The 24,183-nt window shown below is 63.6% G+C and carries 25 protein-coding genes; 10 read left to right on the forward strand and 15 right to left on the reverse strand.

The window, feature by feature from the left end; all coding sequences use genetic code 11:
* Window positions 1-19: 19 nt before the first annotated feature.
* Together EN869_RS13080 and EN869_RS13085 are read right to left on the reverse strand one after the other, a co-directional pair.
* Window positions 20-478: a RidA family protein gene (locus EN869_RS13080; RefSeq protein WP_127226089.1), complete on the reverse strand. Its 459-nt coding sequence runs from the start codon at window positions 476-478 to the stop codon at window positions 20-22.
* Between the two features lie 76 nt (window positions 479-554).
* On the reverse strand, window positions 555-1,052 hold the full coding sequence (locus EN869_RS13085; protein WP_127226090.1) for a GFA family protein: 498 nt from the start codon (window positions 1,050-1,052) through the stop codon (window positions 555-557).
* 89 nt (window positions 1,053-1,141) lie between these two features.
* On the opposite strand from EN869_RS13085, the gene EN869_RS13090 reads away from it, so the two are divergent.
* Window positions 1,142-1,465, forward strand: a complete 324-nt coding sequence (locus tag EN869_RS13090) for a TfoX/Sxy family protein (RefSeq protein ID WP_127226091.1) — start codon at window positions 1,142-1,144, stop codon at window positions 1,463-1,465.
* Between the two features lie 222 nt (window positions 1,466-1,687).
* Here the strand turns inward: EN869_RS13090 and EN869_RS13095 are convergent, their stop codons facing one another.
* Window positions 1,688-2,605 (reverse strand): pseudouridine-5'-phosphate glycosidase, encoded by a 918-nt coding sequence (locus EN869_RS13095; protein ID WP_127226092.1) that lies wholly within the window; start codon window positions 2,603-2,605, stop codon window positions 1,688-1,690.
* 39 nt (window positions 2,606-2,644) lie between these two features.
* Entirely contained in the window at window positions 2,645-3,583 is a 939-nt protein-coding gene (locus EN869_RS13100; protein WP_127226093.1) for a carbohydrate kinase family protein, read from the reverse strand.
* Between the two features lie 282 nt (window positions 3,584-3,865).
* Between EN869_RS13100 and recA the strand changes: the two genes are divergently transcribed.
* Both recA and alaS read left to right on the forward strand, forming a co-directional pair.
* Entirely contained in the window at window positions 3,866-4,963 is a 1,098-nt protein-coding gene (gene recA / locus EN869_RS13105; RefSeq protein WP_127226094.1) for a recombinase RecA, read from the forward strand.
* A gap of 439 nt (window positions 4,964-5,402) precedes the next feature.
* Complete coding sequence (gene alaS, locus EN869_RS13110; RefSeq protein WP_127226095.1) at window positions 5,403-8,072, forward strand: alanine--tRNA ligase; 2,670 nt, start codon at window positions 5,403-5,405, stop codon at window positions 8,070-8,072.
* 167 nt (window positions 8,073-8,239) lie between these two features.
* Here alaS and EN869_RS13120 read toward each other — a convergent pair whose 3' ends face one another.
* The 3 genes from EN869_RS13120 to EN869_RS13130 all read right to left on the reverse strand — a co-directional run bounded on the left by EN869_RS13120 (window position 8,240) and on the right by EN869_RS13130 (window position 10,927).
* Window positions 8,240-9,025 carry a hypothetical protein gene (locus tag EN869_RS13120; RefSeq protein WP_127226096.1) on the reverse strand — a complete coding sequence of 262 codons (786 nt, stop codon included), beginning with the start codon at window positions 9,023-9,025 and terminating at the stop codon, window positions 8,240-8,242.
* On the reverse strand, window positions 9,025-9,651 hold the full coding sequence (locus tag EN869_RS13125) for a glutathione S-transferase family protein (protein WP_127226097.1): 627 nt from the start codon (window positions 9,649-9,651) through the stop codon (window positions 9,025-9,027). The genes EN869_RS13120 and EN869_RS13125 overlap by 1 nt, the downstream gene beginning before the upstream one ends.
* A gap of 64 nt (window positions 9,652-9,715) precedes the next feature.
* A complete protein-coding gene (locus EN869_RS13130; protein WP_127226098.1) occupies window positions 9,716-10,927 on the reverse strand; it encodes an NADP-dependent isocitrate dehydrogenase in 1,212 nt (403 codons plus the stop codon).
* 209 nt (window positions 10,928-11,136) lie between these two features.
* Here EN869_RS13130 and EN869_RS13135 point away from each other — a divergent pair, with 209 nt between their 5' ends.
* The 3 genes from EN869_RS13135 (at window position 11,137) to murI (ending at window position 13,658) form a co-directional block, all read left to right on the forward strand.
* Complete coding sequence (locus tag EN869_RS13135) at window positions 11,137-11,985, forward strand: RNA methyltransferase (protein WP_127226099.1); 849 nt, start codon at window positions 11,137-11,139, stop codon at window positions 11,983-11,985.
* Between the two features lie 138 nt (window positions 11,986-12,123).
* Window positions 12,124-12,678, forward strand: a complete 555-nt coding sequence (locus tag EN869_RS13140; protein WP_135884166.1) for a hypothetical protein — start codon at window positions 12,124-12,126, stop codon at window positions 12,676-12,678.
* A gap of 179 nt (window positions 12,679-12,857) precedes the next feature.
* Window positions 12,858-13,658 carry a glutamate racemase gene (murI, locus tag EN869_RS13145; protein WP_127226101.1) on the forward strand — a complete coding sequence of 267 codons (801 nt, stop codon included), beginning with the start codon at window positions 12,858-12,860 and terminating at the stop codon, window positions 13,656-13,658.
* Here murI and EN869_RS13150 read toward each other — a convergent pair.
* A complete protein-coding gene (locus tag EN869_RS13150) occupies window positions 13,655-15,040 on the reverse strand; it encodes an RNB domain-containing ribonuclease (RefSeq protein WP_127226102.1) in 1,386 nt (461 codons plus the stop codon). The genes murI and EN869_RS13150 overlap by 4 nt on opposite strands.
* Window positions 15,041-15,265: 225 nt before the next feature.
* Between EN869_RS13150 and EN869_RS13155 the strand changes: the two genes are divergently transcribed.
* The gene (locus tag EN869_RS13155; RefSeq protein ID WP_127226103.1) at window positions 15,266-15,445 is read left to right on the forward strand and encodes a DUF3008 family protein; all 180 of its coding nucleotides are present in this window, start codon (window positions 15,266-15,268) and stop codon (window positions 15,443-15,445) included.
* Window positions 15,446-15,614: 169 nt separating this feature from the next.
* Here EN869_RS13155 and EN869_RS13160 read toward each other — a convergent pair whose 3' ends face one another.
* On the reverse strand, window positions 15,615-15,818 hold the full coding sequence (locus EN869_RS13160; RefSeq protein ID WP_127226104.1) for a hypothetical protein: 204 nt from the start codon (window positions 15,816-15,818) through the stop codon (window positions 15,615-15,617).
* 368 nt (window positions 15,819-16,186) lie between these two features.
* On the opposite strand from EN869_RS13160, the gene rpsD reads away from it, so the two are divergent.
* From rpsD to EN869_RS13175, 3 genes are all read left to right on the forward strand, one after another.
* Window positions 16,187-16,804 (forward strand): 30S ribosomal protein S4, encoded by a 618-nt coding sequence (gene rpsD / locus EN869_RS13165; RefSeq protein WP_040981269.1) that lies wholly within the window; start codon window positions 16,187-16,189, stop codon window positions 16,802-16,804.
* Window positions 16,805-16,919: 115 nt separating this feature from the next.
* On the forward strand, window positions 16,920-17,798 hold the full coding sequence (gene ttcA, locus EN869_RS13170) for a tRNA 2-thiocytidine(32) synthetase TtcA (RefSeq protein WP_189341238.1): 879 nt from the start codon (window positions 16,920-16,922) through the stop codon (window positions 17,796-17,798).
* Window positions 17,788-18,615: an inositol monophosphatase family protein gene (locus EN869_RS13175; protein WP_127226106.1), complete on the forward strand. Its 828-nt coding sequence runs from the start codon at window positions 17,788-17,790 to the stop codon at window positions 18,613-18,615. The genes ttcA and EN869_RS13175 overlap by 11 nt, the downstream gene beginning before the upstream one ends.
* Window positions 18,616-18,657: 42 nt before the next feature.
* Here the strand turns inward: EN869_RS13175 and EN869_RS34385 are convergent, their stop codons facing one another.
* The 6 genes from EN869_RS34385 to purL form a co-directional block, all read right to left on the reverse strand.
* Window positions 18,658-18,816, reverse strand: coding sequence for a hypothetical protein (locus EN869_RS34385; RefSeq protein WP_167498552.1), 159 nt, complete (start codon window positions 18,814-18,816; stop codon window positions 18,658-18,660).
* A gap of 290 nt (window positions 18,817-19,106) precedes the next feature.
* On the reverse strand, window positions 19,107-20,306 hold the full coding sequence (locus EN869_RS13185; RefSeq protein WP_167498566.1) for a multidrug effflux MFS transporter: 1,200 nt from the start codon (window positions 20,304-20,306) through the stop codon (window positions 19,107-19,109).
* A gap of 205 nt (window positions 20,307-20,511) precedes the next feature.
* Entirely contained in the window at window positions 20,512-20,847 is a 336-nt protein-coding gene (gene grxD / locus EN869_RS13190; protein ID WP_059185116.1) for a Grx4 family monothiol glutaredoxin, read from the reverse strand.
* 151 nt (window positions 20,848-20,998) lie between these two features.
* Window positions 20,999-21,232 (reverse strand): BolA family transcriptional regulator, encoded by a 234-nt coding sequence (locus EN869_RS13195; RefSeq protein ID WP_006206026.1) that lies wholly within the window; start codon window positions 21,230-21,232, stop codon window positions 20,999-21,001.
* A 75-nt stretch (window positions 21,233-21,307) separates the two neighbouring features.
* On the reverse strand, window positions 21,308-21,832 hold the full coding sequence (locus EN869_RS13200; RefSeq protein ID WP_127226109.1) for a hypothetical protein: 525 nt from the start codon (window positions 21,830-21,832) through the stop codon (window positions 21,308-21,310).
* Window positions 21,829-24,060 carry a phosphoribosylformylglycinamidine synthase subunit PurL gene (gene purL, locus EN869_RS13205; protein ID WP_127226110.1) on the reverse strand — a complete coding sequence of 744 codons (2,232 nt, stop codon included), beginning with the start codon at window positions 24,058-24,060 and terminating at the stop codon, window positions 21,829-21,831. The genes EN869_RS13200 and purL overlap by 4 nt, the downstream gene beginning before the upstream one ends.
* Between the last annotated feature and the right edge of the window lie 123 nt (window positions 24,061-24,183).

Genomic DNA, 24,183 nt, shown 5'->3' on the forward strand with positions numbered 1-24,183 from the left:
GAATTCCTGGCACGCTGCCTTAGTCCGGCAGTGCGGCGATTACGACAAGCTCCACCACAAGGTCTGGTTGCGCCAGGGCGGCGACGCCGATCACCTCCGATGGTGGTGGGTTGTTGTAGCTGCAGTGCTTCGGGCAATGTTCGGCAAAGAATTCATCTAATACGTCCAGACGGAAATTGGGTGAGCTGAGGACGCCGCCCGACGGAAAGGGTCCTTTGACGTAGAACGTCACCTTGACCAGATGGTCGAGCGAGCTGCCAAGCTCCTCCAGATCCGCTTTGATATTGGCAAGGATAGCGCGCCATTGCGTGGCCGGATCGCCGATCGCGCCGCCCTGGTGTTTCGACGGGTCGTAATCGTCGACGGTGGCGGTGTTGCCGCAGAGAAAAACATAACCTTTTGCGTCGCTGACTACCGTGCCTTTGCCCCAGGGCATCAGGCGGTCACCTTTGAATTTCTTGTGTGTCGTGAGGTTCACTTCGGCCTCCTGAAGCAAGCTTATTATTTGACGCAATTCCGGACGGAAAACCGCTCACACTTTTCCTGAAATTGCTCTAATCGACCCACATCCCAGTCCGCTTATGCCAATCGGCGATCGATTCTTCTGGATAGACCTCGAAGACTTTGTCCTTCTTTCCAATCACCGGCTCGACCCAGTTCGCCTTGTATTTCAGCATCAGATGCACCTTTTCCGGCGGCGTCGGCAGGTCAGTGTCGATCGCCGAGGCGAAGGGATGCACGAGCTCCGGCCAGGTCGGGTCGTAGAGCCAGAGGGCCGCGCCGCATTTTCGGCAGAAATTGCGCTCGCCGGTCGAGACCTCGCAATGCGGATGCTCGTCATCCTCGATCTCGGCGCGGTAGACGCCGAGGCTGCGCTTGCCCCTGATTTTCAAAGTCTCGTAGTCGGCGCCGAGATTGATGGCGAAACCGCCGCCGCCCTGCTGCTTGCGGCAGATGGAACAGTAGCAGAGCATGAACGGCACCGGCGTGTGGCTTTGCACCTCGAAGTGGACGGCGCCGCAGCGGCAGGAGCCTTTGAGCAGGACAGGCATGGTGGGAACTCCGTTTCCAGGTCTCAACCTGTCAGCATGCTTTTGGTTGCGGCGATGACAAGGCCGATGACGGATGAGATGATCACGGCATGGACAATGAACGCCTTGAGGAACTGTTCGAAAGCCTGGGGCCGATCAGCATCCGCAAGCTGTTCGGCGGCAAGGGCATCTATTGCGACGGCGTCATCGTCGCGGTCGTCGTGCGCGGCGAGTTGATGCTGAAGGCGGATGAGGAGAGTGCGCCGGACTTCGAGGCAGCGGGCTGCAGGCAGTGGACGTATACGGGCTCGCGCCACGGCAAGGCAGTGGCGATGCCTTATTGGAGCGTGCCGGACGAGGCCTTCGACGATCCCGACGAGATGGCGATATGGGCGCGGCGCGCTTATGAGGCGGGACGAAGGGCGGGGAAGTGACACTTAGAAATGCTGGAGGGACAGCACCCCCCTCTGGCCTGCCGGCCATCTCCACCGCAAGGGGGGAGATTAGTAGCTCTGCCGCCGGCTCTCGCCTTCAACGCTTGCGATTGGCGAAAGCGGCGGCGACGTCCAATCTCCCCCCTTGCGGGGGAGATGGCCGGCAGGCCAGAGGGGGGTGTGAAGGAACTCGGCCGTTGCGGTTGGCGGGGGCTGCCGTCCCTACAGCGCCTTCGCGATCTCCGCCGCCAGCCGGGCATTGTTCTCGACCAGCGCGATGTTGGTCTTGAGGCTGCGGCCGCCGGTCAGCTCAAGGATCTTCGACAGAAGGAACGGCGTCACCGCCTTGCCGGTGACATTCTGCGCCTCCGCCGCTTTCTGCGCGGCCTGGATGTAGCCATCCATCTCGGCCGCCGGTATCTCGTCATTCTGCGGCACCGGATTGGCGACCAGGATGCCGCCGCCCAAGCCCAGCGCTTGGCGCGTGCGGTAGAAATGGGCGATGTCCTCAGGTGCATTGAGCGTCAGCGGCGCGCGGAAGGGCGATTGCCTGGACCAGAAGGCGGGCATCGTCTCGCAGCCATGGCCGATGACCGGCACACCGCGCGTTTCCAGCACTTCCAGCGTCTTTTCGATGTCGAGGATCGCCTTGGCGCCGGCCGAGACGACGATGACCGGCGTGCGCGCCAGCTCGTCGAGATCGGCCGAGATGTCGAAGCTTTTCTCCGCGCCCTTGTGGACGCCGCCGATGCCGCCGGTGGCAAACACTTTTATGCCGGCCATATGGGCGGCGATCATGGTGGCGGCCACCGTGGTGCCGCCGGTGCGCGCCTGCGCCACGGCAAAGCCGATATCGGCGCGCGACAGCTTCATGGCGTCGCCGGTCATGGCGAGCGATTCGCGTTCGCCGTCGGAGAGCCCGATCTTGATGCGGCCGTCGACGACCGCGATCGTCGCCGGCACCGCGCCGCCATCGATGATGATCTGCTCGACCTTGGCCGCCATCGCGCCATTGTCGGGGTAGGGCATCCCGTGGGTGATGATGGTCGATTCCAGCGCCACCACGGGCCGGCCGGCGGCAAGCGCCTTAGCCACGGGCGGATGGATGTCGATGAAAGGGCGAGCGGTCTCGGGCGTCATGGCTGTCTCCGGCAAGGAGGAACTGGATGGTTGGTGGCCCTATGCCACCTCCTGTGCCTCCCGCACAAGGGCAAGCGCCTGCGTGAAATTGGCGGTCGTGAAGGACGGCACGGCCTCGGCGCTTTCGATGGCGAGCATGGCCGCCGCGAGGCCTTCGCGCAGCGCGACGCGCAGCGGCAGGCCACGCAGCATTGCGGCGACGGTCGCGCCGGTCAGCGCGTCGCCGGCCCCGGTGACATCGGCGATCCGGCGTGGCGTGGGCGGGTCGATTTCAAAGGCGCCGGTGTCGTCGAAGCCCAGCACCGGAGCGCTGCCGGCGGTTACCACGCCGGCATTCAGGCCGGCCTGCCTGAGCTGGCGGACAAGGGTTTGCCCGGACGGCTCGGCGCCAACCAGCGCGGCGGCTTCGCGGCGGTTCATGAAAAGCAGCGACAGATCGGCGAGCAACGGCGCCAGACGAACCACCTTGGCCGGCGAGACGGCGATGGCGAAGACCGGCCGGCCGCCGGCGAGCGCCACCAGACGTTCCAGCGCGACCGTCGGCAGGTTGGCGTCGCACAGGATCGCGTCGGCGGCAGCGATTGCCTCTCGCACCTTGGCGCGCCTTATCTGCTTGGGAAAGGCGAGGTCATAAAGCGCCATATCGGCCAGCCCGACGATCAATTCGCCGTCGGCGTCGATCATGGCCGTGTAGCTTGGCGTCACGCGGTCGAGGAACACCACGGAGAGGTCAACTATTCCGGCGTTGTCGATCGCTGTGGCGACGGTGTCGGCTGCCGCGTCGCCGCCGCGCACCGAAATCAGCGAGGCCGACACGCCGCGCTTCACCACGCTGCGCAACGCGTTGAAGACAACGCCGCCGACGTCCTCGCGCATCATGCCGGGATTGGAGGCGGCGGGCACATAGGTTCCCGAGACCTGGCCGCGCCGGTCGATATGAGCGCCGCCCAGCGCCAGGATTTTTGGGGATGTCGGCATTATGGGTCGGTGACTTTCGTTGATCGTGCGGCTGCGCACACTAGGTTTCCTGGCATCGCCCCGCAATCGGGGCCGCGATTCGGGACAGGCGGATATCGAAATCTCTTCTGGACCAGTGGTTCTGGTTTGCACTAGCCCTGGTGAGACAAAAGTAGAACAAATCCAGATATTGGTTGATTTTCAGATATTTGTTGCCCCTTGCCAAATGAGAACAAAAAAGGTACAAAACGGCAGGGATCACGGATTGTCCGGCCTTCATTGACGACCAAGGGGTGATGTATCATGGCTCAGAATACTTTGCGGCTTGTAGAGGATAAGGCAGTGGACAAATCAAAGGCTCTGGATGCGGCGCTGTCGCAAATCGAGCGCGCTTTCGGCAAGGGCTCGATCATGCGGCTCGGCGCCAATGAGCAGGTGGTCGAGATCGAAACCGTGCCGACGGGCTCGCTCGGCCTCGACATCGCCCTCGGCGTCGGCGGCCTGCCGCGGGGCCGCATCATCGAGATCTATGGGCCGGAAAGCTCGGGCAAGACGACGCTTGCGCTGCACACGGTGGCGGAAGCGCAGAAGAAGGGCGGTATCTGCGCCTTCGTCGATGCCGAGCACGCGCTCGATCCGGTCTATGCCCGCAAGCTCGGCGTCGACCTCGAAAACCTTTTGATCTCGCAGCCCGACACCGGCGAGCAGGCGCTGGAAATCTGCGACACGCTGGTGCGCTCCGGCGCCATCGACGTGCTGGTGGTCGATTCGGTCGCGGCACTGACGCCGCGCGCCGAAATCGAAGGCGAGATGGGCGATGCGCTGCCTGGTCTTCAAGCTCGTTTGATGAGCCAGGCGCTCCGCAAGCTGACCGCCTCGATCTCGCGTTCCAACACCATGGTCATCTTCATCAACCAGATCCGCATGAAGATCGGCGTCATGTTCGGTTCGCCCGAGACGACCACCGGCGGCAACGCGCTGAAATTCTACGCCTCGGTGCGCCTCGACATCCGCCGCATCGGCTCGGTCAAGGACCGCGACGAGGTCGTCGGCAACCAGACCCGCGTTAAGGTGGTCAAGAACAAGCTGGCCCCGCCCTTCAAGGTGGTCGAGTTCGACATCATGTATGGCGAAGGCGTGTCGAAGACCGGCGAACTGATCGATCTCGGCGTCAAGGCCGGCGTCATCGAGAAGTCGGGCGCCTGGTTCTCCTATAATTCGCAACGCCTCGGTCAGGGTCGCGAGAATGCGAAACTGTTCCTGCGCGACAATCCGGACACGGCGCGCGAAGTCGAGCTGGCGCTGCGCCAGAATGCCGGCCTGATCGCCGAGAAATTCCTCGAGAATGGCGGCTCCGAAGGCGGCGACGACGGTTTCGAGGACGAAGCCGGCGCCGTGTAGGGCCGGTTCGTTCCAGGAAGATCGCACGGTTTCCTGTTTGGGATTGGGGCAAGGAAATTAGTCGGCTTAGCCGGAGTTCGGCCACAATCCTGGTTTATCGGTATATGCTTATGTAATCGAGTTCTTGAGTACTGCGTACCCGAACCGCCGGCCTTCGTGCCGGCGGTTTTGCGTTTTGCGGGCTGCGCTCAGTTGCCGGTCGCGGGCCGATTGGCCCAAAGCGCATCGCGCCGCAATGATTTCGGGCGATGCGCCTTGAGTCTTTGTTTGGGCATGTCGTTTTCCCAAAACCGCCACGCACTTTTGGGCAACATGCCTGTTTCCGTGTTTCTGGACAGGCTCAAGAGCTATCGCTAAAAGGCCCGTCTATCTTCTGAAACACCAAAAGCCCATTTGCCGCCGGCAGCGCCGGCGGTTCTTGCGAAAAAGGCAGTATGCAATGAGTGGCGTGAACGACATCCGGTCGACATTCCTCGACTACTTCCGCAAGGAGGGTCACGAGATCGTCGCCTCCAGCCCGCTGGTGCCGCGCAACGATCCGACGCTGATGTTCACAAACGCCGGCATGGTGCAGTTCAAGAATGTCTTCACCGGCCTCGAGAAGCGCCCCTATTCGCGGGCCTCGACAGCGCAGAAAAGCGTGCGCGCCGGCGGCAAGCATAACGACCTCGACAATGTCGGCTACACGGCGCGCCATCTCACCTTCTTCGAGATGCTCGGCAATTTCTCGTTCGGCGACTATTTCAAGGAGCGCGCGATCGAGCTGGCCTGGAACCTGATCACCAAGGGTTTCGGCCTGAACAAGGACAAGTTGCTGGTCACCGTCTATCACACCGACGACGAGGCCGCGGGCTATTGGAAAAAGATCGCCGGCTTCTCCGACGACCGCATCATCCGGATTCCTACCTCGGACAATTTCTGGGCGATGGGCGACACCGGCCCGTGCGGCCCGTGTTCGGAAATCTTCATCGATCGCGGCGAGCATATCTGGGGCGGCCCACCCGGCAGCCCGGAGGAAAACGGCGACCGGTTCCTCGAATTCTGGAACCTGGTGTTCATGCAGTATGAGCAGGTGACGAAGGAAGAGCGCATCGACCTGCCGCGTCCCTCGATCGACACCGGCATGGGCCTGGAGCGCATGGCGTCGATCCTGCAGGGTGTCGACAGCGTCTTCGAGACCGACCTGTTCAAGCATCTGATCGACGCCGCGTCCTCGGCGCTCGGCCAAGGGCCGAGCCAGGAGAACGTGGCTTCGTATCGCGTCATCGCGGATCATCTGCGCTCGTCCTCCTTCCTGGTGGCCGACGGCGTGCTGCCCTCCAATGAAGGCCGCGGCTATGTGCTGCGCCGCATCATGCGCCGCGCCATGCGCCACGCGCAGTTGCTCGGCGCCAAGGAGCCCTTGATGTGGCAGCTGGTGCCGGCGTTGGTGCGCGAGATGGGCCAGGCCTATCCCGAGCTGGTGCGCGGCGAGGCGCTGATCACCGAAACGCTGAAGCTGGAGGAGACTCGTTTCCGTAAGACGCTGGTGCGCGGCCTCGGCCTGCTTTCGGACGCGACGGCGACCCTGCATGCCGGCGACATGCTGGACGGCGAGACGGCGTTCAAGCTCTACGATACCTATGGCTTCCCGCTCGACCTGACGCAGGATGCGCTGCGCCAGCGCAGCATCTCGGTCGATATCGCCGGCTTCACCAACGCGATGGAGAGGCAGAAGGCCGAGGCGCGCGCGCATTGGGCGGGCTCGGGCGAAGCCGCGACCGAGACGGTGTGGTTTTCGGTGCGCGAAGAGACCGGCGCAACCGAATTCCTCGGCTACGAGACTGAAGCTGCGGAAGGCATCGTCCAGGCGCTGGTCAAGGACGGCAAGACGATCGACACCGCCTCTCAGGGCGACGCGGTCGCCGTGGTCGTCAACCAGACGCCGTTCTATGGCGAGTCCGGCGGCCAGATGGGCGACACCGGCGTGATTTCCGGCGACGGCTTCTCGATCGAGATTTCCGACACGCAGAAGAAGGCGGACGGCCTCTTCGTGCATCTCGGCAAGGTCGCGAGCGGCACGGTGAAGACTGGCGCGGCTGTCGAGCTCAAGGTCGACCACGCGCGCCGCTCGAAGCTGCGCGCCAACCACTCCGCGACGCATCTCATCCACGAGGCGCTGCGCGAGGTGCTGGGCACCCATGTCGCGCAGAAGGGCTCGCTGGTCGCCCCAGACCGTCTGCGCTTCGACATTTCGCACAACAAGCCGATCTCCGCGGAAGACCTTGAAGAGGTCGAGCGCATGGCGAATGAGATCGTCGTGCAGAACAGCCCGGTGACGACGCGGCTGATGTCGGTCGACGATGCGATCGCCGAGGGCGCGATGGCGCTGTTCGGCGAAAAGTACGGCGATGAGGTTCGTGTCGTGTCGATGGGCACCGGCCTGCATGGCGCCAAGGCTAACCGTCCTTATTCGGTCGAGCTCTGCGGCGGCACGCATGTGAAATCGACAGGCGATATCGGCCTGGTGCGCATCCTGTCGGACAGCGCGGTGGCGGCCGGCGTGCGGCGCATCGAGGCGTTGACCGGCGAAGCGGCGCGCAAGCATCTCGACGAACAGGACAAGCGCCTGAAGGCGGCCGCGGCGACCCTGAAAATTGCGCCGGCGGATGTCCCGGCTCGCGTCGAGACGCTGCTCGAGGAGCGCAAGAAGCTCGAAAAGGAGCTGACCGAGGCGCGTAAGAAACTGGCGCTGGGCGGCGGCTCGGCCGTGGCCGATGCCCCGGCCGCGAACGAGACCGTTGCCGGCGTCGGCTTCCTCGGCAAGGCGGTCAGCGGCGTGGCGCCGAAGGACCTGAAGCCGCTCGCCGATGCCGGTAAGAAGACGCTTGGCTCCGGCGTGGTGGTCTTTGTCGGCGCCGGCGAGGACAACAAGGCAAGCGTGGTCGTCGGCGTCACCGACGATCTGACCGGCCGCTTCAGCGCCGTGGATCTGGTCCGCGTCGCCTCCGCCGCGCTTGGCGGGCAGGGCGGCGGCGGCCGGCCCGACATGGCGCAGGCCGGCGGCCCGGACGCTTCCAAGGCCAACGACGCGATCGCTGCGGTGAAGGCGGCGCTGGAGGCAGCCTGAAGCTGAATAGATTGGCCCCGTCAGGCATGCCATTCTGCTATGCGAGCTTGGCGGAGAGCGTGTGCGCATCACCGGGCGGGCAAAGACCTTCATGAAGGCGAAAATCTACCTTCCCGACTGAACGAAACCTTCAGCCGGTCGTGCCTCCGCGGGCTGTTCGCGAGTGATCAAAGGAAGCCTTGGCCGCCCGTGTATTTCTGGCGCAGGCGCCGGTAAAGCCAGCTGAAGTAGGGGTGGTTTCGCCTGCGGTGCAGAAAGACGGTTTGGCCGAAAGGCGTCTCGCTCGTCGGCGCCGATGGATCGTGCCACTTCTGCGAAGGGTTGCGAAAAATGGCGGCGCCCCGCTGTCGGGCAAGGATCGTCAGCACCGATTGATCGTGCCGATGCTCGACAAAGCCGGGCAGGTTGGGATGTCCATGAATGTTCGGCATATCGGTCAGGCGAACCTCGCTCGCCATGGCCGTCGCCAGGAGCGTCAGGAAAGCCCTCGCCTCTGGCCCTGCGCGGTAAAGCTGCATGCCCGCCCATAGCTGCGGCAGCGACCAGAATTCTTCCCGGTCGGCATCCATTTCGACAAAGCAGTCGCGCTTGGTCCAGATGCTCTGCAGAAGCGGCCCGCTCATCCTGAACAGGCACACCGGATGCTGCCTGGAAAGCGCGATCATCGGCGCGGGGTCGGCGATGAAAGTTAGCGCCGCATCGCTGTAGAGGACCGGCGTGCCGTCCGGCACGCGGTTCATCATGTCCAGGGTGATGAAAGGCTTCCACAGCCAGTAGCCGGCGCCGCGGGGCTGCGCCATGATCGACGGATATCTTTGCGCGAGGTCGACCAGCACCGGGTGGTGCGGCGTATAGAGATGGCTGTCGAGGCCGAAGCGGCGCGCGCTCTTCAGCAGCAACTTGCCGGCTTGCGAGAGGTTCGGCGTCGCATAGCTGACATGGACGGCGCGCATCAGCCCGCCTTTTCGGTCTTGGCAAAGCTCGGCCGTCCGGCTATCCGCGCATGCCAATCCTGGATATCCGTAAACCGTGCCAGAAGATCGCGCCCTTGTGCGACCTTGACGAAATAGGCGACGATCGGCGCCGCGTGCAGGTCCGCCAGCGTCAGCTGGTCGCCGAGCAGCCAAGGGCCCTTTGCCTTCAGCGAGGTCAGCACCTTGAGCACCGTCTCAGCCTGATTGAGGCCGCCGGCAATCAACGCCCAATCCGGCTCAGCCTTCTCCAGCCGCTCTACAGCCACGTCCCAGACCATGGCGCGATAGCCATAGGCGTCGAGCATGCCGGTGATCTGGCCCATCCTGGCACGGCCGCGGGCGTCGGCCGGCTGCAGGGCCGGACCGGGGAAGGCTTCGTCGACATAGCGTGCAATTGCACCTGTCTCGAACAGGCGGAAACCGTCATGCTCGAAGGCCGGGATGCGGCCGAACGGGTGAAGCTCCAGATACCAGGCCGGTATGCCTTCGGCGGCGAAGATATCGAGCGGCACGAGCTCGTAGTCGACGCCTTTTTCCTGCAACGCCATCCGCGCGATGCGCACATAGACGCTGTAGTCGGCGCCGTAGAGGGTTGGCTGGGCCATTTTACTTACCCCTAGAAAAGACGAAGGCTCCTTTCAGAGCCTTCGACATTACCGGGATTAGGCTTTACCCCATGGCCTTCTGCAGATTCTCGTCGATCTTGTCGAGGAAGCCGGTGGTCGAGAGCCAGGGCTGGTCGGGGCCGATCAGCAGCGACAGGTCCTTGGTCATGAAGCCGGCCTCGACGGTCTGGATGCAGACCTTCTCCAGCGTCTCGGCGAAGCGCTTCAAATCGGCATTGTCGTCGAGCTTGGCGCGGTGGGCGAGGCCGCGCGTCCAGGCGAAGATCGAAGCGATCGAATTGGTCGAGGTTTCCTCGCCCTTCTGGTGCTGGCGATAGTGGCGGGTGACGGTGCCGTGCGCGGCTTCCGCTTCCACCGTCTTGCCGTCTGGCGTCATCAGCACCGAAGTCATCAGGCCGAGCGAGCCGAAGCCTTGCGCCACCGTGTCCGACTGCACGTCGCCGTCATAGTTCTTGCAGGCCCAGACATAGCCGCCCGACCATTTCAGGCTGGAAGCGACCATGTCGTCGATCAGGCGGTGTTCGTACCAGAGCTTCCGCGCCTTGAACTCGGCCTCGAACTCCTTCTCGTACACCTCCTGGAAGATGTCCTTGAAGCGACCGTCATAGGCTTTGAGGATGGTGTTCTTGGTCGACAGATAGACCGGGAAATTGCGCAGCAGGCCGTAGTTCAGCGAGGCGCGGGCGAACTCACGGATCGACTCGTCGACATTGTACATGGCCATGGCCACGCCGGCGCCCGGCGCATCATAGACCTCATGCTCGATCACCTGGCCGTCCTCACCGACGAACTTGATCGTCAGCTTGCCCTTGCCCGGGAAGCGGAAGTCGGTGGCGCGGTACTGGTCGCCGAACGCATGACGGCCGACGACGATCGGCTTGGTCCAGCCCGGCACCAGGCGCGGCACGTTCTTCATGATGATCGGCTCGCGGAAGATGGTGCCGCCGAGGATGTTGCGGATGGTGCCGTTGGGCGACTTCCACATCTTCTTCAGCTTGAATTCCTCGACCCGCGCTTCGTCGGGGGTGATCGTCGCGCATTTCACGCCGACGCCCCATCTCTTGATGGCGTTGGCCGAGTCGATCGTCACCTGGTCGTTGGTGGCGTCGCGGTGCTCGATGCCGAGGTCGTAATATTCAAGCTTCAGGTCGAGATAGGGGTGGATCAGCTTGTCCTTGATGAACTGCCAGATGATGCGGGTCATCTCGTCGCCGTCGAGTTCGACGACCGGGTTCGCCACCTTGATCTTCGCCATGGAAAGAATGCCTCGTTGCTGGGGAACTGAACGGCCTTGCCCGCATGGTTTCGGCCGGGGATGCCGAGCGTATATCAAAGGCTTTTTCAGCGCGCAAACCGCGATACGCGCCTTGGCGGACGCAGCACCGCTGTTGTGAATGCTTCATTTTCCGGACCGGATGTGGCAGGGGACGCCGAAACGCCGCAAACACCGGTTACCCACTGCCCATGCCAGCCATCGAAGATACCACCAACACCGCCTCCGCCGGACCGGCGATCATCCTGGTCGAGCCGCAGCTCGGCGAGAATATCGGCATGGTCGCACGGGCGATGGCTAATTTCGGCCTGTCCGAGCTCAGGCTCGTTAACCCGCGCGACGGCTGGCCGAGCGAGAAGGCGCGCGCGGCCGCCAGCCGCGCCGATCATGTCATCGACGGCACCAGGGTTTTCGACGATCTGGCCTCGGCCGTCGCCGATCTCAACTTTGTCTTCGCCACGACGGCGCGCGAGCGCGACGGCTTCAAGCCCGTGCGCGGGCCGGTCGAAGCGGGCAGGGCACTCAGGGCGCGCACTGAGGCCGGGCTGCGCACTGGCATCCTGTTCGGCCGCGAACGCTTCGGCCTCTATAATGACGAGGTCGGGCTCGCCGACGAGATTGTCACCTTCCCGGTCGACCCCGGCTTTTCCTCGCTCAACATCGCCCAAGCGGTGCTGCTGATGTCCTATGAGTGGATGAAGTCCGGCCTTGCCGAGGAAACCCAGACCAATTTCTCCGGGCCGGAGCTGGTGCCGGCGACCAAGGAGCAACTGCACAGCCTGTTCGCCTATCTGGAAAACGCGCTGGAAGCGCGCGGTTACTTCCGCCCGGAAGAAAAGAAACCGAAGATGGTCGACAATCTGCGCGCCGTGCTGACGCGCGCGGGTTTTGCCGAGCCCGAGCTCAAGGTGCTGCGCGGCATCATCTCCTCGCTCGACCGGTTCTCGCCGGCCATGCCGCGCGGCGACGGCTCGCCCGGGGACGACCCGAGACGATTGCCGGCCGGCGTGCGTAGTCGTGTCAAAGACGAAGAAAGTTAAAATCGATAAGCTGTGAGCGTTTGAAGTAACCGAATTTTATTCGGTTGTGCGTCATCCTTGCTGCAATAGTGGGGGTGGCACATGTTTACGTCCAATATTGGTCGACTGCGCTTTTTCCTTTACTCTGTTGGTCTCACCGTGGCCGAAACGGTGGTGATCGTTATCTGCATTGTCAGCACGATCGGCTTTGAGGGGCTGCTCAATTCGGCGCCCGGTCCGTCACGTCAAGGCATGGCGGGCGCGGTCCTCATCGCTTCCCTCATCTTTGTCGCGGTGCGCGGCAACCTCGCCGCTTGCCGCACCCGCGACGCCAACGGGCGCCGCTGGATCCTGTGGGCCTACATCGCCCTTTCCGCCGTCTACGCGCTTCTGCAGGCGGGCGTGCTGCTGGTCGTCAAATTCGGCGATCCCGAGAGCATTCCCGGCGGGCTGAACCTGCTTGGGCTTTCAATATTCGGCCTCTGGTGCACGATCCTGTGGGCGAAGCCTGTCGCGGGCAGCAACATCGACGAACTGACGGATGTCTTCGAGTTCGATGGCCCGCTGCCGGCATCGACACGCCCCGGACGCGCCGCGGCGCCGGCCACTTCGTCACGAGCCGCCGTTCCCGCCGCTTCAACCGCTCGCGTCCCGCCGGCGCCGCAGCCTTTCGGCAGGCCGCGCCCGGCCGGCTTCGGCAAGCGCGGCGTATGAGCGAGTCCAAGAGATAGCTGCGCAAAAGCTGCTCGCATTCGCCTCTTCAAGACCACGATCATTCGCGATAGAAGCGCCTGCGGTCCAATCACGGACCTGCCGCCTCTCTTTGTTTTGACGCAATTCCGGACGGAAACCGTTTCACACTTTTCCTGGAATTGCTCTATGACCGGATGACAATGAGCGATCGATCAAGCCAGCGCCCGATCCTGATGTTCGATTCCGGCGTTGGCGGGCTGACCGTGCTGCGCGAGGCGCGCGTGCTGATGCCCGACCGCCGCTTTGTCTACGTCGCCGACGATGCGGCATTTCCTTACGGCGCCTGGGAGGAACCGGCGCTCAAGGACCACATCCTCACGCTGTTCGGCAAGCTGCTCGACCGGCTGCGGCCGGCGATCTCGGTGATTGCCTGCAACACTGCATCGACCCTGGTGATCGAGGTGCTGCGCGAAAAATTCCCTGGACATCCGTTTGTCGGCACGGTGCCGGCGATCAAGCCGGCCGCCGAGCGCACGCGATCCGGCCTCGTCTCCGTGCTGGCGACGCCGGGCACGGTGAAGCGTCAGTATACGCGCGACCTGATCAGCAAATGGGCACAGAAATGCCATGTGCGCCTGGTCGGTAGCGATCGGCTGGCGGGGCTCGCCGAGATCTATATGCGCCAGGGTTTCGTCGACGAAGAAGCCGTGCGCGCCGAAATCGCGCCCTGCTTCATCGAGCGCGAGGGCAATCGCACCGACATCGTCGTGCTCGCCTGCACGCACTATCCGTTTCTGGTCAACCGCATGCGCAAGACCGCCCCCTGGCCGGTCGACTGGATTGATCCCGCCGAGGCGATCGCGCGGCGCGCGATGTCGCTGCTCGAGCCTGTCGGGGAGACGTCGGGCGAAAGCGAGCCCGATCTTGCCGTCTTCACTTCCGGCAAGGTGGATTTCGCAACGAGGCGGCTGATCCAAGGGTTTGGTCTTACCGCGCGCTAACGCGCGGGTTCGAAGACGATGCTGCGCTGATCCGGATCGGCCGAGACCAGCTTCAGCTTGAGCGCGTCGCCCTGCCTGAGGCCGGAAGCCTTGACGTTGGCGACGACAGCCATGTCGGCAAGCTGCACGCGCACGCCATGATCGACGAAGTCGGTGACGACGGCCTTGAACGTCTCCCCCTCATGTCCCCTGAGCATCACCGCCTCGGCAAGGTCGATAGCCGCGTGGTTGATCTGCGAAGCGCGGGCGTCCGAGCGCCCCATCACCTTCGGCAATCTGGCGAATGCGTCGCTGACTGCCTGCGGCACGGGCTGGCCGTTGGCGATTGCCAGCGCGCAGCGCACGACGTAGCGGTCGGCCAGCCGCCTGAGCGGCGCGGTTGCGTGGGCATAGGTGGCGGCCATCGCCTCGTGCCAGGGGATCACGCCCTCTTGATAGGGCTGGTAGGACGCGCCATTGCCTGCACGGCGGATTTCCAGCATCAGCGCCGCCTGTTTCGGATCGGTCGGATCGAGCGTGCGCTGATAATCTCGCAAGCTGGTGGAGTCCGGCCAGGACAGGCCGAGCGCCTGAGCCGCGTTGCGCAGTCTCTGCACCTTGGAAGCGTCCGGCCCGGACATCACTCGGAACAGCCCGGTCTTATGCGCCAGCATGGCGTCGGCAATCGCCATATTGGCGGCCAGTGAAAGTGCTGCATTGTCCTGCTCGGATTGCAGCAGCGGCCTGAACGAAAGCCGGAACGTGCCGTCGGCGAGCTCTTCCACCTCCTGCTCTGGCGGATCGACGCGCGAAGCGCCGCGGCGCTCTTCGTTTGCCGCCATGCGTCGCGCCAATTCGGCGAAGCCAGCGGGAACATCCGAGGCCTGCACGCTGTCATAGGCAAGCTTCGCTCGGCTTTGGATGATGGCCCGCTCCGCGCCATCCAATTTCACCGCTCCGTCCCCGGCGACCCGAACCGCGAAAACGACCGCGGGACGCGGGCCGGCAGGCAACAGGCTCGCCGCGGCCTCGGCAAGCACCGGCGGGTAGAGCCCGGCCTTGCCGTCCGGCAGGTAGAGCGTCTGGCCCCGGTTCCAGGCTTCGAGATCGACCGCGTCGCCGTCATCGACGAACCAGGTCACGTCGGCAATGGCGTAGTGCAGGAGAAGATCGCCGCCGCTCGTCTCGATCGAGAACGCCTGGTCGAGATCGGTCGAACTCGCCGGATCGAGCGTGACGAAGGGCATCGCCGTGCGATCGGCATGCTGGCCAGGCGCACGCCTGGCAGCCGCCTGTGCCGCGGCCACCACCCCAGGCGGAAATCCATCCGGCACGTGGAATTCGGTGCGGATTTTCGTGAGGCCGACGGCAAGCGCTTGTGAAGGGTCGGTCAGCGATTTCATGCAATCGTCCTACACTGGCGTTCCAACCCCGGGAAGGCTGACGACCGGAATCGCCAAAGCCGGTGGGTCTGACGGCCCACGGCAAGAAGGCCGAGAAACGGAGCCGCCGTCGCTGGAACTGGCACCGAAGCGCAGCGTTTCTACTCTATCTGATTTACGCAATTCCTGACGGAAAACCGCTTCACACTTTTCCTGGAATTGCTCCCCAGCAAAGGAGAAACCGCCATGCCCGCCACATCACAGGCCCAGCAAAAAGCCGCCGGCGCAGCGCTTTCCGCCAAACGCGGTGAGATCAAGAAAAGTGAGCTCAAAGGCGCTTCGCGCGAGATGTACGAATCGATGAGCGAGAAGCAGCTCGAGGAATTCGCCGAGACCAAGCGCAAGGGCCTTCCCGGCAAGAAGTGATAGATCGCGAGGTCGAACGAAAGAGCCTGCGGCGCCGGCGGTGGGCTCGTCAATCCCTCGCTGCAAAACACCCTAAAGCGCGTCGCGATCTTTCAGATTCGCTGCATGCGCTTCAGTGTTTTGATTTGCGCATGTCTTTGTCCCGAAACCCACTTTCGGGAGACATGCTTTAGCGGCGCCACCAGCAGTGCTTGGTCTTATAGCGGACGACGTAGCGGTGGCCGTGACGCCAGACTACTCTTTTCTTCACCACGACGCGGCAGACCTGCATGTGGCCATGCCAATGCCTGGCCAGGGCCGGTTCAGGCGTCATGACCGCCATCGATCCGGCCAAAACAGCGGCGCCGGTGAGGGTAAGGAAGAACTTCTTCATGGGAATTCGGACTCCTCTGTTCCAGTCCCTTCATTGAGTATAAGGCGGGTTTGCGTCCAAGGTGGCCAGCTCCGCCCCGATGCCGTCGGGTGCAACTTGCCGCCACATCCAGCGCCGCATGCAAGGAATGGTATAGGGTTGCCCTTGATGCCGCCAGCCACAAGCTTGACAGCGGTTAAATCTGTGTTTAACAGGCCCACCAACACCGGGTGGCGACGCCCGGTGGTTTCTTTTGACGTGTCCCGTGGGCTTTCCGTCGCTTTGCGTGGAAAGCCCTGTCAGGTCTCGAAAACGGAGGCCAGAGGAGGGCGCGTTTCCTTCGCCCGGAGCCATGGGGTTCCGGGTATATTGTTTTGAAAGGGAATGCGATGAGCAAGCGCGAATCCGCGAAATACAAGATCGACCGCCGTCTCGGCGAAAACATCTGGGGCCGCCCGAAGTCCCCGGTCAACAAGCGTGAATATGGCCCCGGCCAGCACGGCCAGCGCCGCAAGGGCAAGCTTTCCGACTTTGGCCTGCAGCTGCGCGCCAAGCAGAAGCTGAAGGGTCACTATGGCGACGTTTCGGAAAAGCAGTTCCGCAAGGTCTATGAAGAGGCCAATCGCCGCAAGGGCGACACCTCCGAGAACCTGATCGGTCTGCTGGAGTCGCGCCTCGACGCGATTGTCTATCGCGCCAAGTTCGTGCCGACGATCTTTGCCGCCCGCCAGTTCGTCAACCACGGCCACGTCAACGTCAACGGCAAGCGTACCAACATCGGTTCGTATCGCTGCAAGCCGGGCGACGTGATCGAGGTGCGCGAGAAGTCGAAGCAGCTCGTCATCGTGCTGGAGTCGGTTGCTCTCGCCGAGCGCGACGTGCCGGACTACATCGAAGCCGACCACAACAAGATGACCGCGACCTTCGCGCGCGTTCCGGGCCTGTCGGACGTTCCGTTCGCCGTGCAGATGGAACCGAACCTGGTCGTCGAATTCTACTCGCGCTGATCGACATCAATCAGCCGCAACATCCAAGGCCGCCTTTCGGGGCGGCCTTTTCTTTATCGGCCGCGTCCGGTAAGCCGGGCGGCAACGAGACCCGTGGGGCATCAGCGCCATGAACATGCTGCCAGATGGCAAAACGCTCGAGCCGATCGACGACGAGACCGAGGGCGGCTTCCATCCGCTGTTTCGCGACGTGCCGTCCTCGGTCGAGTTCAACAAGCTGCGCAAGCGGCTGCTGAGGCTGACGCGCCAGGCGATCGAGGACTTTGCCATGGTCAAGCCCGGCGAGCGCTGGCTGGTGGCGCTTTCCGGCGGCAAGGATTCTTACGGCCTGCTGGCGTTGCTGCTCGACCTCAAATGGCGCGGGTTGCTGCCGGTAAAGCTGCTCGCATGCAATCTCGACCAGGGCCAGCCGAACTTCCCGAAGCACATCCTGCCCGACTATCTCAACGCCAACGGCATCGCGCACCGCATCGAATATCAGGACACCTATTCGGTGGTGACCGACAAATTGCCCGAAGGCAGCACCTATTGCTCGCTGTGCTCGCGGCTGCGGCGTGGCCATCTCTACCGGATCGCGCGGGAGGAGGGGTGTTCGGCGCTGGTGCTCGGCCATCACCGCGAAGATATCCTCGAGACCTTCTTCATGAACCTGTTCCATGGCGGACGTCTTGCCGCCATGCCGCCGAAGCTTCTCAATGACGAGGGCGACGTCATGGTGCTGCGGCCGCTCGCCTATAGCGCCGAGGCCGATCTCGAAAGATTCGCCAACGCGATGAAATTCCCGATCATTCCCTGCGACCTGTGCGGCAGCCAGGAAGGGCTGCAGCGCAACGCCATGAAGGCGATGCTCGACGACATCGAGAAGCGCATGCCGGGCCGCAAGGATACGATGATCCGCGCCATGACCAATGTGCGGCCCTCGCATCTGCTGGACAGGAAGCTGTTCGACTTCGCGGGGCTCGACGCAGCACGAGACAATTCCGATGAAATTTGACGACCGTTCGATCGACTGGCTGGCCGAGCTTCTCGCCGACGCCGCCAGGAGCGAAATCATGCCCCGCTTCCGCCGGCTGGGCGAAGGCGACGTCCGCCAGAAGACTTCCGCCGCGGACCTCGTGACGGAAGCGGATGTGAATGCTGAAAGGCTGATCACCGCCAGGCTGCACGAGCGCTATCCCGACGCCATGGTGGTCGGCGAGGAGGCCTGCTCCGACAATCCGGCGCTGCTTGGCGGCCTCGGCGATGCCGAGCTTGCCTTCGTCATCGATCCGGTCGACGGCACCTTCAACTTCGCCTCCGGCGTGCCGTTGTTCGGCGTCATGGCCGGCGTCGTCGTCAATGGCGAGACCGTCGCGGGCATCATCCACGATCCGGTCGGCAAGGACTGGCTGATCGGCGCCAAGGGCGCCGGCAGCCATATCCGCCACGCGCATGGCGCGCTGGAGAAGGTTCGTGTCGCGGCGCCGGTGCCGATGTCGCAGATGACCGGCTCGGTGTCCTGGCAGTTTCTCGCGGAGCCCGAACGCTCGCGGCTCGCTCGCAACCAGACCAAGACGCTGTCGCAATTTGCCTATCGCTGCGCCGCGCATGAGTACCGGCTGCTGGCCAGCGGCCACGCCCATTTCGTCCTCTACAACAAGCTGATGCCCTGGGATCATCTGGCCGGCGCGTTGATCCATCAGGAAGCGGGCGGCCATGCCGCGCGCGTCGACGGCAGCGCCTATCTGCCGTCGCATGTCGATGGCGGATTGCTTGTCGCGCCTGACAAGCAAAGCTGGGACGAGTTGCGCCGCGAACTCTGGGCCGATTAGGATTGGCTCCCTTGTGAAGGCAGGTCGACCTGTTCTGTTACTTCATCGAAGGTCCGGGATGCGCGCGAACTTCCGCCATGCGATGGCCGCCGTTGCCTGCGCCGCTTTCATGAACGCGAGTTGCGGGCAAGCCTTGGCGCAGAAGCGCGCCTGCGGCAGACGCCAGCCGGTCAACACCATAGCGGCAATGTTCGATGCCATTTACGCTTGCTGGCAGCCGCCACCGGGGACCGGCGGCCTGGCGCCGACGTTGCGGTTCTCGCTTCGCCGGAACGGAACGCTTATCGGCAAGCCTCGCGCCACTTTCTCGAAACTCGGGCCGAACGACAGTTTGAACAGAGCTTTCGTCGCTTCCGTGCTCGAGGCGCTTGAAAAGGCCTTGCCGGTGCCTTTCACCGACAGCATGGGCGGCGCGATCGCGGGGCGTTTGCTTTCCCCGCACTTTGCGGCAGCGGAGGAAGGCAGATCCTAACTGGGCGCTTTCCCGGGTCTCACACCGGCGGGTTGTGAGGTTGGAACAGCCGACCGCCTTCGGCGATCAGGATCATCAGCAAGGCGGCGACCGAGACGCTGCAGAAGCCCGCGGCCAGAGGTGTGACCGTACCGTTATAGGCCTGGCCGATCAGCGTGCCGAGGATGCCGCCGAGAAAGGTCTGCATGAAGCCGAGGATGGATGACGCGGTGCCGGCGAGCGCGCCGAGCGGTTCCATGGCAAGGGCGTTGAAATTCGCGCCGAGACAGCCGAACGGCACCATCGCGCCGGCAAAGAATGCGATGAACAGCCAGAGCGGCATTTGCATCTCCAGCGAGACGACAAGCCATGTCAGGCTGATTGCGAGGAACAGCAGCAGCGCGCTTTGCGACAGGCGGCGCATGCCGATCCGGCCAACGAGGCGCGCGTTGAGGAAGTTCGAGAAGGCGAGCACGCCGGCGACGCCGGCGAAGATCAGCGGGAACAGCTCGCCGACATGGAAGACATCGAGATAGATCTGCTGCGCCGAATTGATGAAGCCGAACATGGCGCCGAAGATGAAGGTGCTGGCAAAGGCATAGCAAACCGCGACGCGGTTGGTGAGCACGATGCGGAAGCCGCCGACGATCGCGTTGAGGGTCAGTGCCCGGCGGTATTCCGGATGCAGCGTCTCCGGCAGGCGCAGCAGCGACCATGCCGACACGATCAGCGCGCCGATGGCCATGGTGACGAAGATCCAGTGCCAGGTGGCGAACAGCATGATGAACTGGCCGATGCCAGGCGCGACGACGGGGATCGCCATGAACACCATGAAGATCAGCGACATCACCTCGGCCATGCGGCGACCCTCGAACGTGTCGCGCACGATCGAGACGGCGATAACGCGTGTCGCCGCGGCGCCGATGCCTTGCACGGTACGGCAGGCGAGCAGGACCGCAAAGGTGGGCGCGACGGCGGCGGCGGCAACCGCCGCGACATAGATGATCAGGCCGGCGACCAGCGGCGCCCGGCGGCCGAAACGATCGGAGATCGGGCCGAAGAAAAGCTGCCCGGTGCCGAAGCCGAGAATATAGGCTGTGATGACGTATTGGCGGTGGTTTTCGTTTTCGACGCCGAGCGAGGCGCCGATCTGCTGCAGTGCCGGCAACATGATGTCGATGGCCAAGGAATTGAGCGCCATGAGCGCCGCGCAGAGCGCAATGAATTCCCAGCGCGGAATGGGCAAGCTGCCTGCCCGTTGCGACGCTTCTACCTGCTTGTCCACGGCAAAGTCCGATCTTTCAAACGAACAAGCGCCGGCTAGCCGGCGCGCTCGTTCGTTTCATTCCCGAGATACGGGTTCATAGTTGCCGAGGTGGGGGCAGCCCCGGGCGATGCTTGCCGGCCGGAGGGTTGGTCTCCGCGCCGGCAAGCAAAATTGAAAATCAAGCGGCGCCTTTAACGCTGACACCCTTTTCGACCAGGAAGTCCTGCAACTCGCCGGCCTGGAACATTTCGCGCACGATATCGCAACCGCCGACGAATTCGCCCTTCACGTAGAGCTGCGGGATCGTCGGCCAGTTCGAATAATCCTTGATGCCCTGGCGCAGTTCGGCCGAGTCGAGCACGTTCACGCCTTTGTAGTCAGCCCCGATATAGTCGAGGATTTGCACTACCTGGCCGGAGAAGCCGCATTGCGGGAAACCGGGCGTGCCCTTCATGAAGAGCACGACGTCGTTGCTCTTCACTTCATTGTCGATGTAGTCGTTGATGCCGGTCATGGAGGATCCTTTCACGCCTGTGGGAGTCAGGCTCGAAGCATGTCCTTCAAATAGACCCATAGGGTGGCTGAAACAAGACGTTAGCCGCGACGCTACCGCGATGGCGCAAGGGATAACGCGAATTTGGGCCAAGCCCTAAGTGGCGTAGCGCTCAGTCCGGAACGCTGGTCTGCAGCGCCAGCGCGTGCAGCACGCCGCCCATATTGCCCTTCAGCGCGTCATAGACCATCTGGTGCTGCTGGACCCGGCTCTTGCCCCGAAAGCTTTCGGCAACGACCTCGGCCGCGTAATGGTCGCCGTCGCCGGCCAGATCGCGGATCGTCACCTTGGCGTCCGGAATGCCTTCCTTGATCAGTTTTTCGATGTCGTGGGCATCCATTGCCATGGCAAAATCCTGTTTCAAGCGGGCACGCTATGTGACTCGGGCTGAGCCTAAAGCGTTTCCGGCCCGGATTGAAGCCTAAGGGTTGTCCCGCTCGGAATGAACCAGGCCGTCTTCGCTAATGTCGTCGCGCGTCGAATAGGCGCGGCCGAGGCTGAAGACCAGCACGTAGAGCGGGATGTTTAACAACAGGATGACGATGGGAAGATAGCTCGCCATCTGCCATGCGGTTGAGAAAAAGCGCTGACCGTAGCCGTCGCAGGTCAAGGACGAGCCGTATTCCCAGACCGCCCCGATCACCGCGGCGACTATGAAGAGCTTGATGCAGGTCGCGATGTGCCTTGCCCGCGTCGGCTCCGGAGAAAGCCTGTTCCACAACACAAGGCAGGCGATCGGAACCGCGTAGATCAGGTTCTGCGCGATGAGCATCGGCAGCGTGCCGTTGGCAGCGGCCAGGAACTCGGCGCGGGTTTCCAGCCGCGGGCAGACCTCACTTGAGGTCGTCGACAGCAGGAACAAGGCAAAGGGCCCGAGAAACCAGCAGAAGAACAGGGATGGCCAGAAGACGACTGCAACCAGCGCCTTCGCGGTCAGCCTCGTCAACTGGCCTGGTCCATGAAGCGCGGGAACCAGCCCTCATGGGCGGTCTTCAGCTCGCTGACCGGGATCGGCCGTGTCCCGCCCAGCTTCAATTCGTGTCCGCCTGTGGTGCCGATCCAGGGCGCGAAGATGCCGAGCTTGCTTTGCTCCTCGCGGATCCTGTCCCATTCGCCGCTTTGCGGGTCGATCGAAAGCGTCAGCAGATAGCGGCCCTGATCCTCGCCGAACCAGACCGGGATCGGATCGGCGCCGGTGAGACCGGGGATGGCGGCGCCGATGCCGGAGGCCATCGCCATTTCGGCGAGCGCCACCGCGAGGCCGCCGTCGGAGACGTCGTGGGCGGCGGTGACGATGCCCGAAGCGATCAGCGAGCGCACATGGTCGCCGACGCGCTTCTCATGCGCGAGATCGACCGGCGGCGGCGGACCGTCGGCGCGGCCGTGGATGTCGCGCATATAGACGGACTGGCCGAGATGGCTGCCCCAGCTCGGAGGCGCGCCGACCAGCACGATCATCTGGCCTTCGGCGGCAAAGCCGATGCGTGCCATCTTCGACCAGTCAGCGATCAGCCCGACGCCGCCGATGGTCGGCGTCGGCAAGATGCCGCGGCCATTGGTTTCGTTGTAGAGCGAGACATTGCCGGAGACGATCGGGAAGCCGAGCGCGCGGCAGGCGTCGCCTATGCCTTTCACGGCGCCAACGAACTGGCCCATGATCTCAGGCCGCTCAGGATTGCCGAAATTGAGGTTGTCGGTGGCGGCGAGCGGCAGCGCGCCGGTGGCGGTCAGGTTGCGCCAGCATTCGGCCACCGCCTGCTTGCCGCCCTCGTAAGGATCGGCCTCGCAATAGCGCGGCGTGACGTCGGAGGAGAAGGCGAGCGCCTTGGTCGGGTGGCCTTCGACGCGCACGACGCCGGCATCGCCACCGGGAAGCTGCAGCGAATTGCCCTGGATCAGCGTGTCATACTGCTCCCACACCCAGCGGCGGGAAGAGAGGTCCGGCCCGCCGAGCATTTTCAGCAGCGCGTCCGCGACGTCGGCCTTCGGCGCATCGTTGGCGGCGAGCGGCGCGGGCTTCTTCGCCTCGACCCAGGAGCGGTCATATTCCGGCGCCTGGTCGCCCAGTTCCTTGATCGGCAGGTTGGCGACCTCGTCGCCCTGATGGATGACGCGGAAGCGCAGATCGTCGGTGGTCCTGCCGACAATGGCAAAGTCGAGACCCCATTTGCGGAAGATCGCCTCGGCTTCCTCTTCCTTCTCGGGGCGCAGCACCATCAGCATGCGCTCCTGGCTTTCCGACAGCATCATCTCGTAGGCGCTCATGCGCTCCTCGCGCACCGGTACCTGGTCGAGGTCGAGCTCGATGCCGAGATCGCCCTTGGCGCCCATCTCGACGGCCGAGCAGGTGAGCCCGGCCGCGCCCATATCCTGGATGGCGATGACAGCGCCCGACGCCATCAGCTCGAGGCAGGCTTCCAGCAGGCATTTTTCGGTGAAGGGATCGCCGACCTGCACGGTCGGGCGCTTCTCCTCGATCTTGTCGTCGAACTCGGCCGAGGCCATGGTGGCGCCCCCGACGCCGTCACGCCCTGTCTTGGCGCCGAGATAGACCACCGGCAGGCCGGCGCCCTTGGCTTGCGACAGGAAGATGGCGTTGGTCTTGGCGAGCCCCGCCGCAAAGGCGTTGACCAGGATGTTGCCGTTGTAGCGGGCGTCGAAATTGACCTCGCCGCCGACGGTCGGCACGCCGAAGGAATTGCCATAGCCGCCGACGCCCGAAACCACGCCGGCGACGAGATGCCGGGTCTTGGGATGGTCCGGCGCGCCGAAGCGCAGCGCGTTCATCGCCGCAACCGGCCTTGCACCCATGGTGAAGACGTCGCGCAGGATGCCGCCGACGCCGGTCGCCGCGCCCTGATAGGGTTCGATGTAGGACGGGTGGTTATGGCTCTCCATCTTGAAGACCACGCAGTCGCCGTCGCCGATATCGACCACGCCGGCATTCTCGCCCGGGCCCTGGATGACCTGCGGACCGCTGGTCGGCAGGGTGCGCAGCCATTTCTTGGAGGACTTGTAGGAGCAGTGCTCGTTCCACATCGCAGAGAAGATGCCGAGCTCGGTGAAGCTGGGCTCGCGGCCGACCAGATCCAGGATGCGCTGGTATTCGTCGGGCTTCAGTCCATGCGCGGCGACGAGCTCAGGGGTGATCGGCACGGAATTGGAAATGGTCATGAGCGGCGATTTTTGTCCGTGAGAGAGGGGAGTTTTCGAGTCCTCCTCTTATCGCAAGCTTTTCGCGCGATACACCCCATCGGACAACGAAAATGCCGGAAAACTGCCCCTGCCGGTGATGCT

Source organism: Mesorhizobium sp. M2D.F.Ca.ET.226.01.1.1 (assembly GCF_004022705.2).
GTDB lineage: Bacteria > Pseudomonadota > Alphaproteobacteria > Rhizobiales > Rhizobiaceae > Mesorhizobium.

Coding starts and splice junctions, on each gene's coding strand:
- EN869_RS13085 (WP_127226090.1), bottom strand. CDS start 1,052: ATGCCTGTCCTGCTCAAAGGCTCCTGCCGCTGCGGCGCCGTCCACTTC.
- EN869_RS13090 (WP_127226091.1), top strand. CDS start 1,142: ATGGACAATGAACGCCTTGAGGAACTGTTCGAAAGCCTGGGGCCGATC.
- EN869_RS13095 (WP_127226092.1), bottom strand. CDS start 2,605: ATGACGCCCGAGACCGCTCGCCCTTTCATCGACATCCATCCGCCCGTG.
- EN869_RS13100 (WP_127226093.1), bottom strand. CDS start 3,583: ATGCCGACATCCCCAAAAATCCTGGCGCTGGGCGGCGCTCATATCGAC.
- recA (WP_127226094.1), top strand. CDS start 3,866: ATGGCTCAGAATACTTTGCGGCTTGTAGAGGATAAGGCAGTGGACAAA.
- alaS (WP_127226095.1), top strand. CDS start 5,403: ATGAGTGGCGTGAACGACATCCGGTCGACATTCCTCGACTACTTCCGC.
- EN869_RS13120 (WP_127226096.1), bottom strand. CDS start 9,025: ATGCGCGCCGTCCATGTCAGCTATGCGACGCCGAACCTCTCGCAAGCC.
- EN869_RS13125 (WP_127226097.1), bottom strand. CDS start 9,651: ATGGCCCAGCCAACCCTCTACGGCGCCGACTACAGCGTCTATGTGCGC.
- EN869_RS13130 (WP_127226098.1), bottom strand. CDS start 10,927: ATGGCGAAGATCAAGGTGGCGAACCCGGTCGTCGAACTCGACGGCGAC.
- EN869_RS13135 (WP_127226099.1), top strand. CDS start 11,137: ATGCCAGCCATCGAAGATACCACCAACACCGCCTCCGCCGGACCGGCG.
- murI (WP_127226101.1), top strand. CDS start 12,858: ATGAGCGATCGATCAAGCCAGCGCCCGATCCTGATGTTCGATTCCGGC.
- EN869_RS13150 (WP_127226102.1), bottom strand. CDS start 15,040: ATGAAATCGCTGACCGACCCTTCACAAGCGCTTGCCGTCGGCCTCACG.
- EN869_RS13155 (WP_127226103.1), top strand. CDS start 15,266: ATGCCCGCCACATCACAGGCCCAGCAAAAAGCCGCCGGCGCAGCGCTT.
- EN869_RS13160 (WP_127226104.1), bottom strand. CDS start 15,818: ATGAAGAAGTTCTTCCTTACCCTCACCGGCGCCGCTGTTTTGGCCGGA.
- rpsD (WP_040981269.1), top strand. CDS start 16,187: ATGAGCAAGCGCGAATCCGCGAAATACAAGATCGACCGCCGTCTCGGC.
- ttcA (WP_189341238.1), top strand. CDS start 16,920: ATGCTGCCAGATGGCAAAACGCTCGAGCCGATCGACGACGAGACCGAG.
- EN869_RS13175 (WP_127226106.1), top strand. CDS start 17,788: ATGAAATTTGACGACCGTTCGATCGACTGGCTGGCCGAGCTTCTCGCC.
- EN869_RS34385 (WP_167498552.1), bottom strand. CDS start 18,816: ATGGCATCGAACATTGCCGCTATGGTGTTGACCGGCTGGCGTCTGCCG.
- grxD (WP_059185116.1), bottom strand. CDS start 20,847: ATGACCGGCATCAACGACTACATCGACAATGAAGTGAAGAGCAACGAC.
- EN869_RS13195 (WP_006206026.1), bottom strand. CDS start 21,232: ATGGCAATGGATGCCCACGACATCGAAAAACTGATCAAGGAAGGCATT.
- purL (WP_127226110.1), bottom strand. CDS start 24,060: ATGACCATTTCCAATTCCGTGCCGATCACCCCTGAGCTCGTCGCCGCG.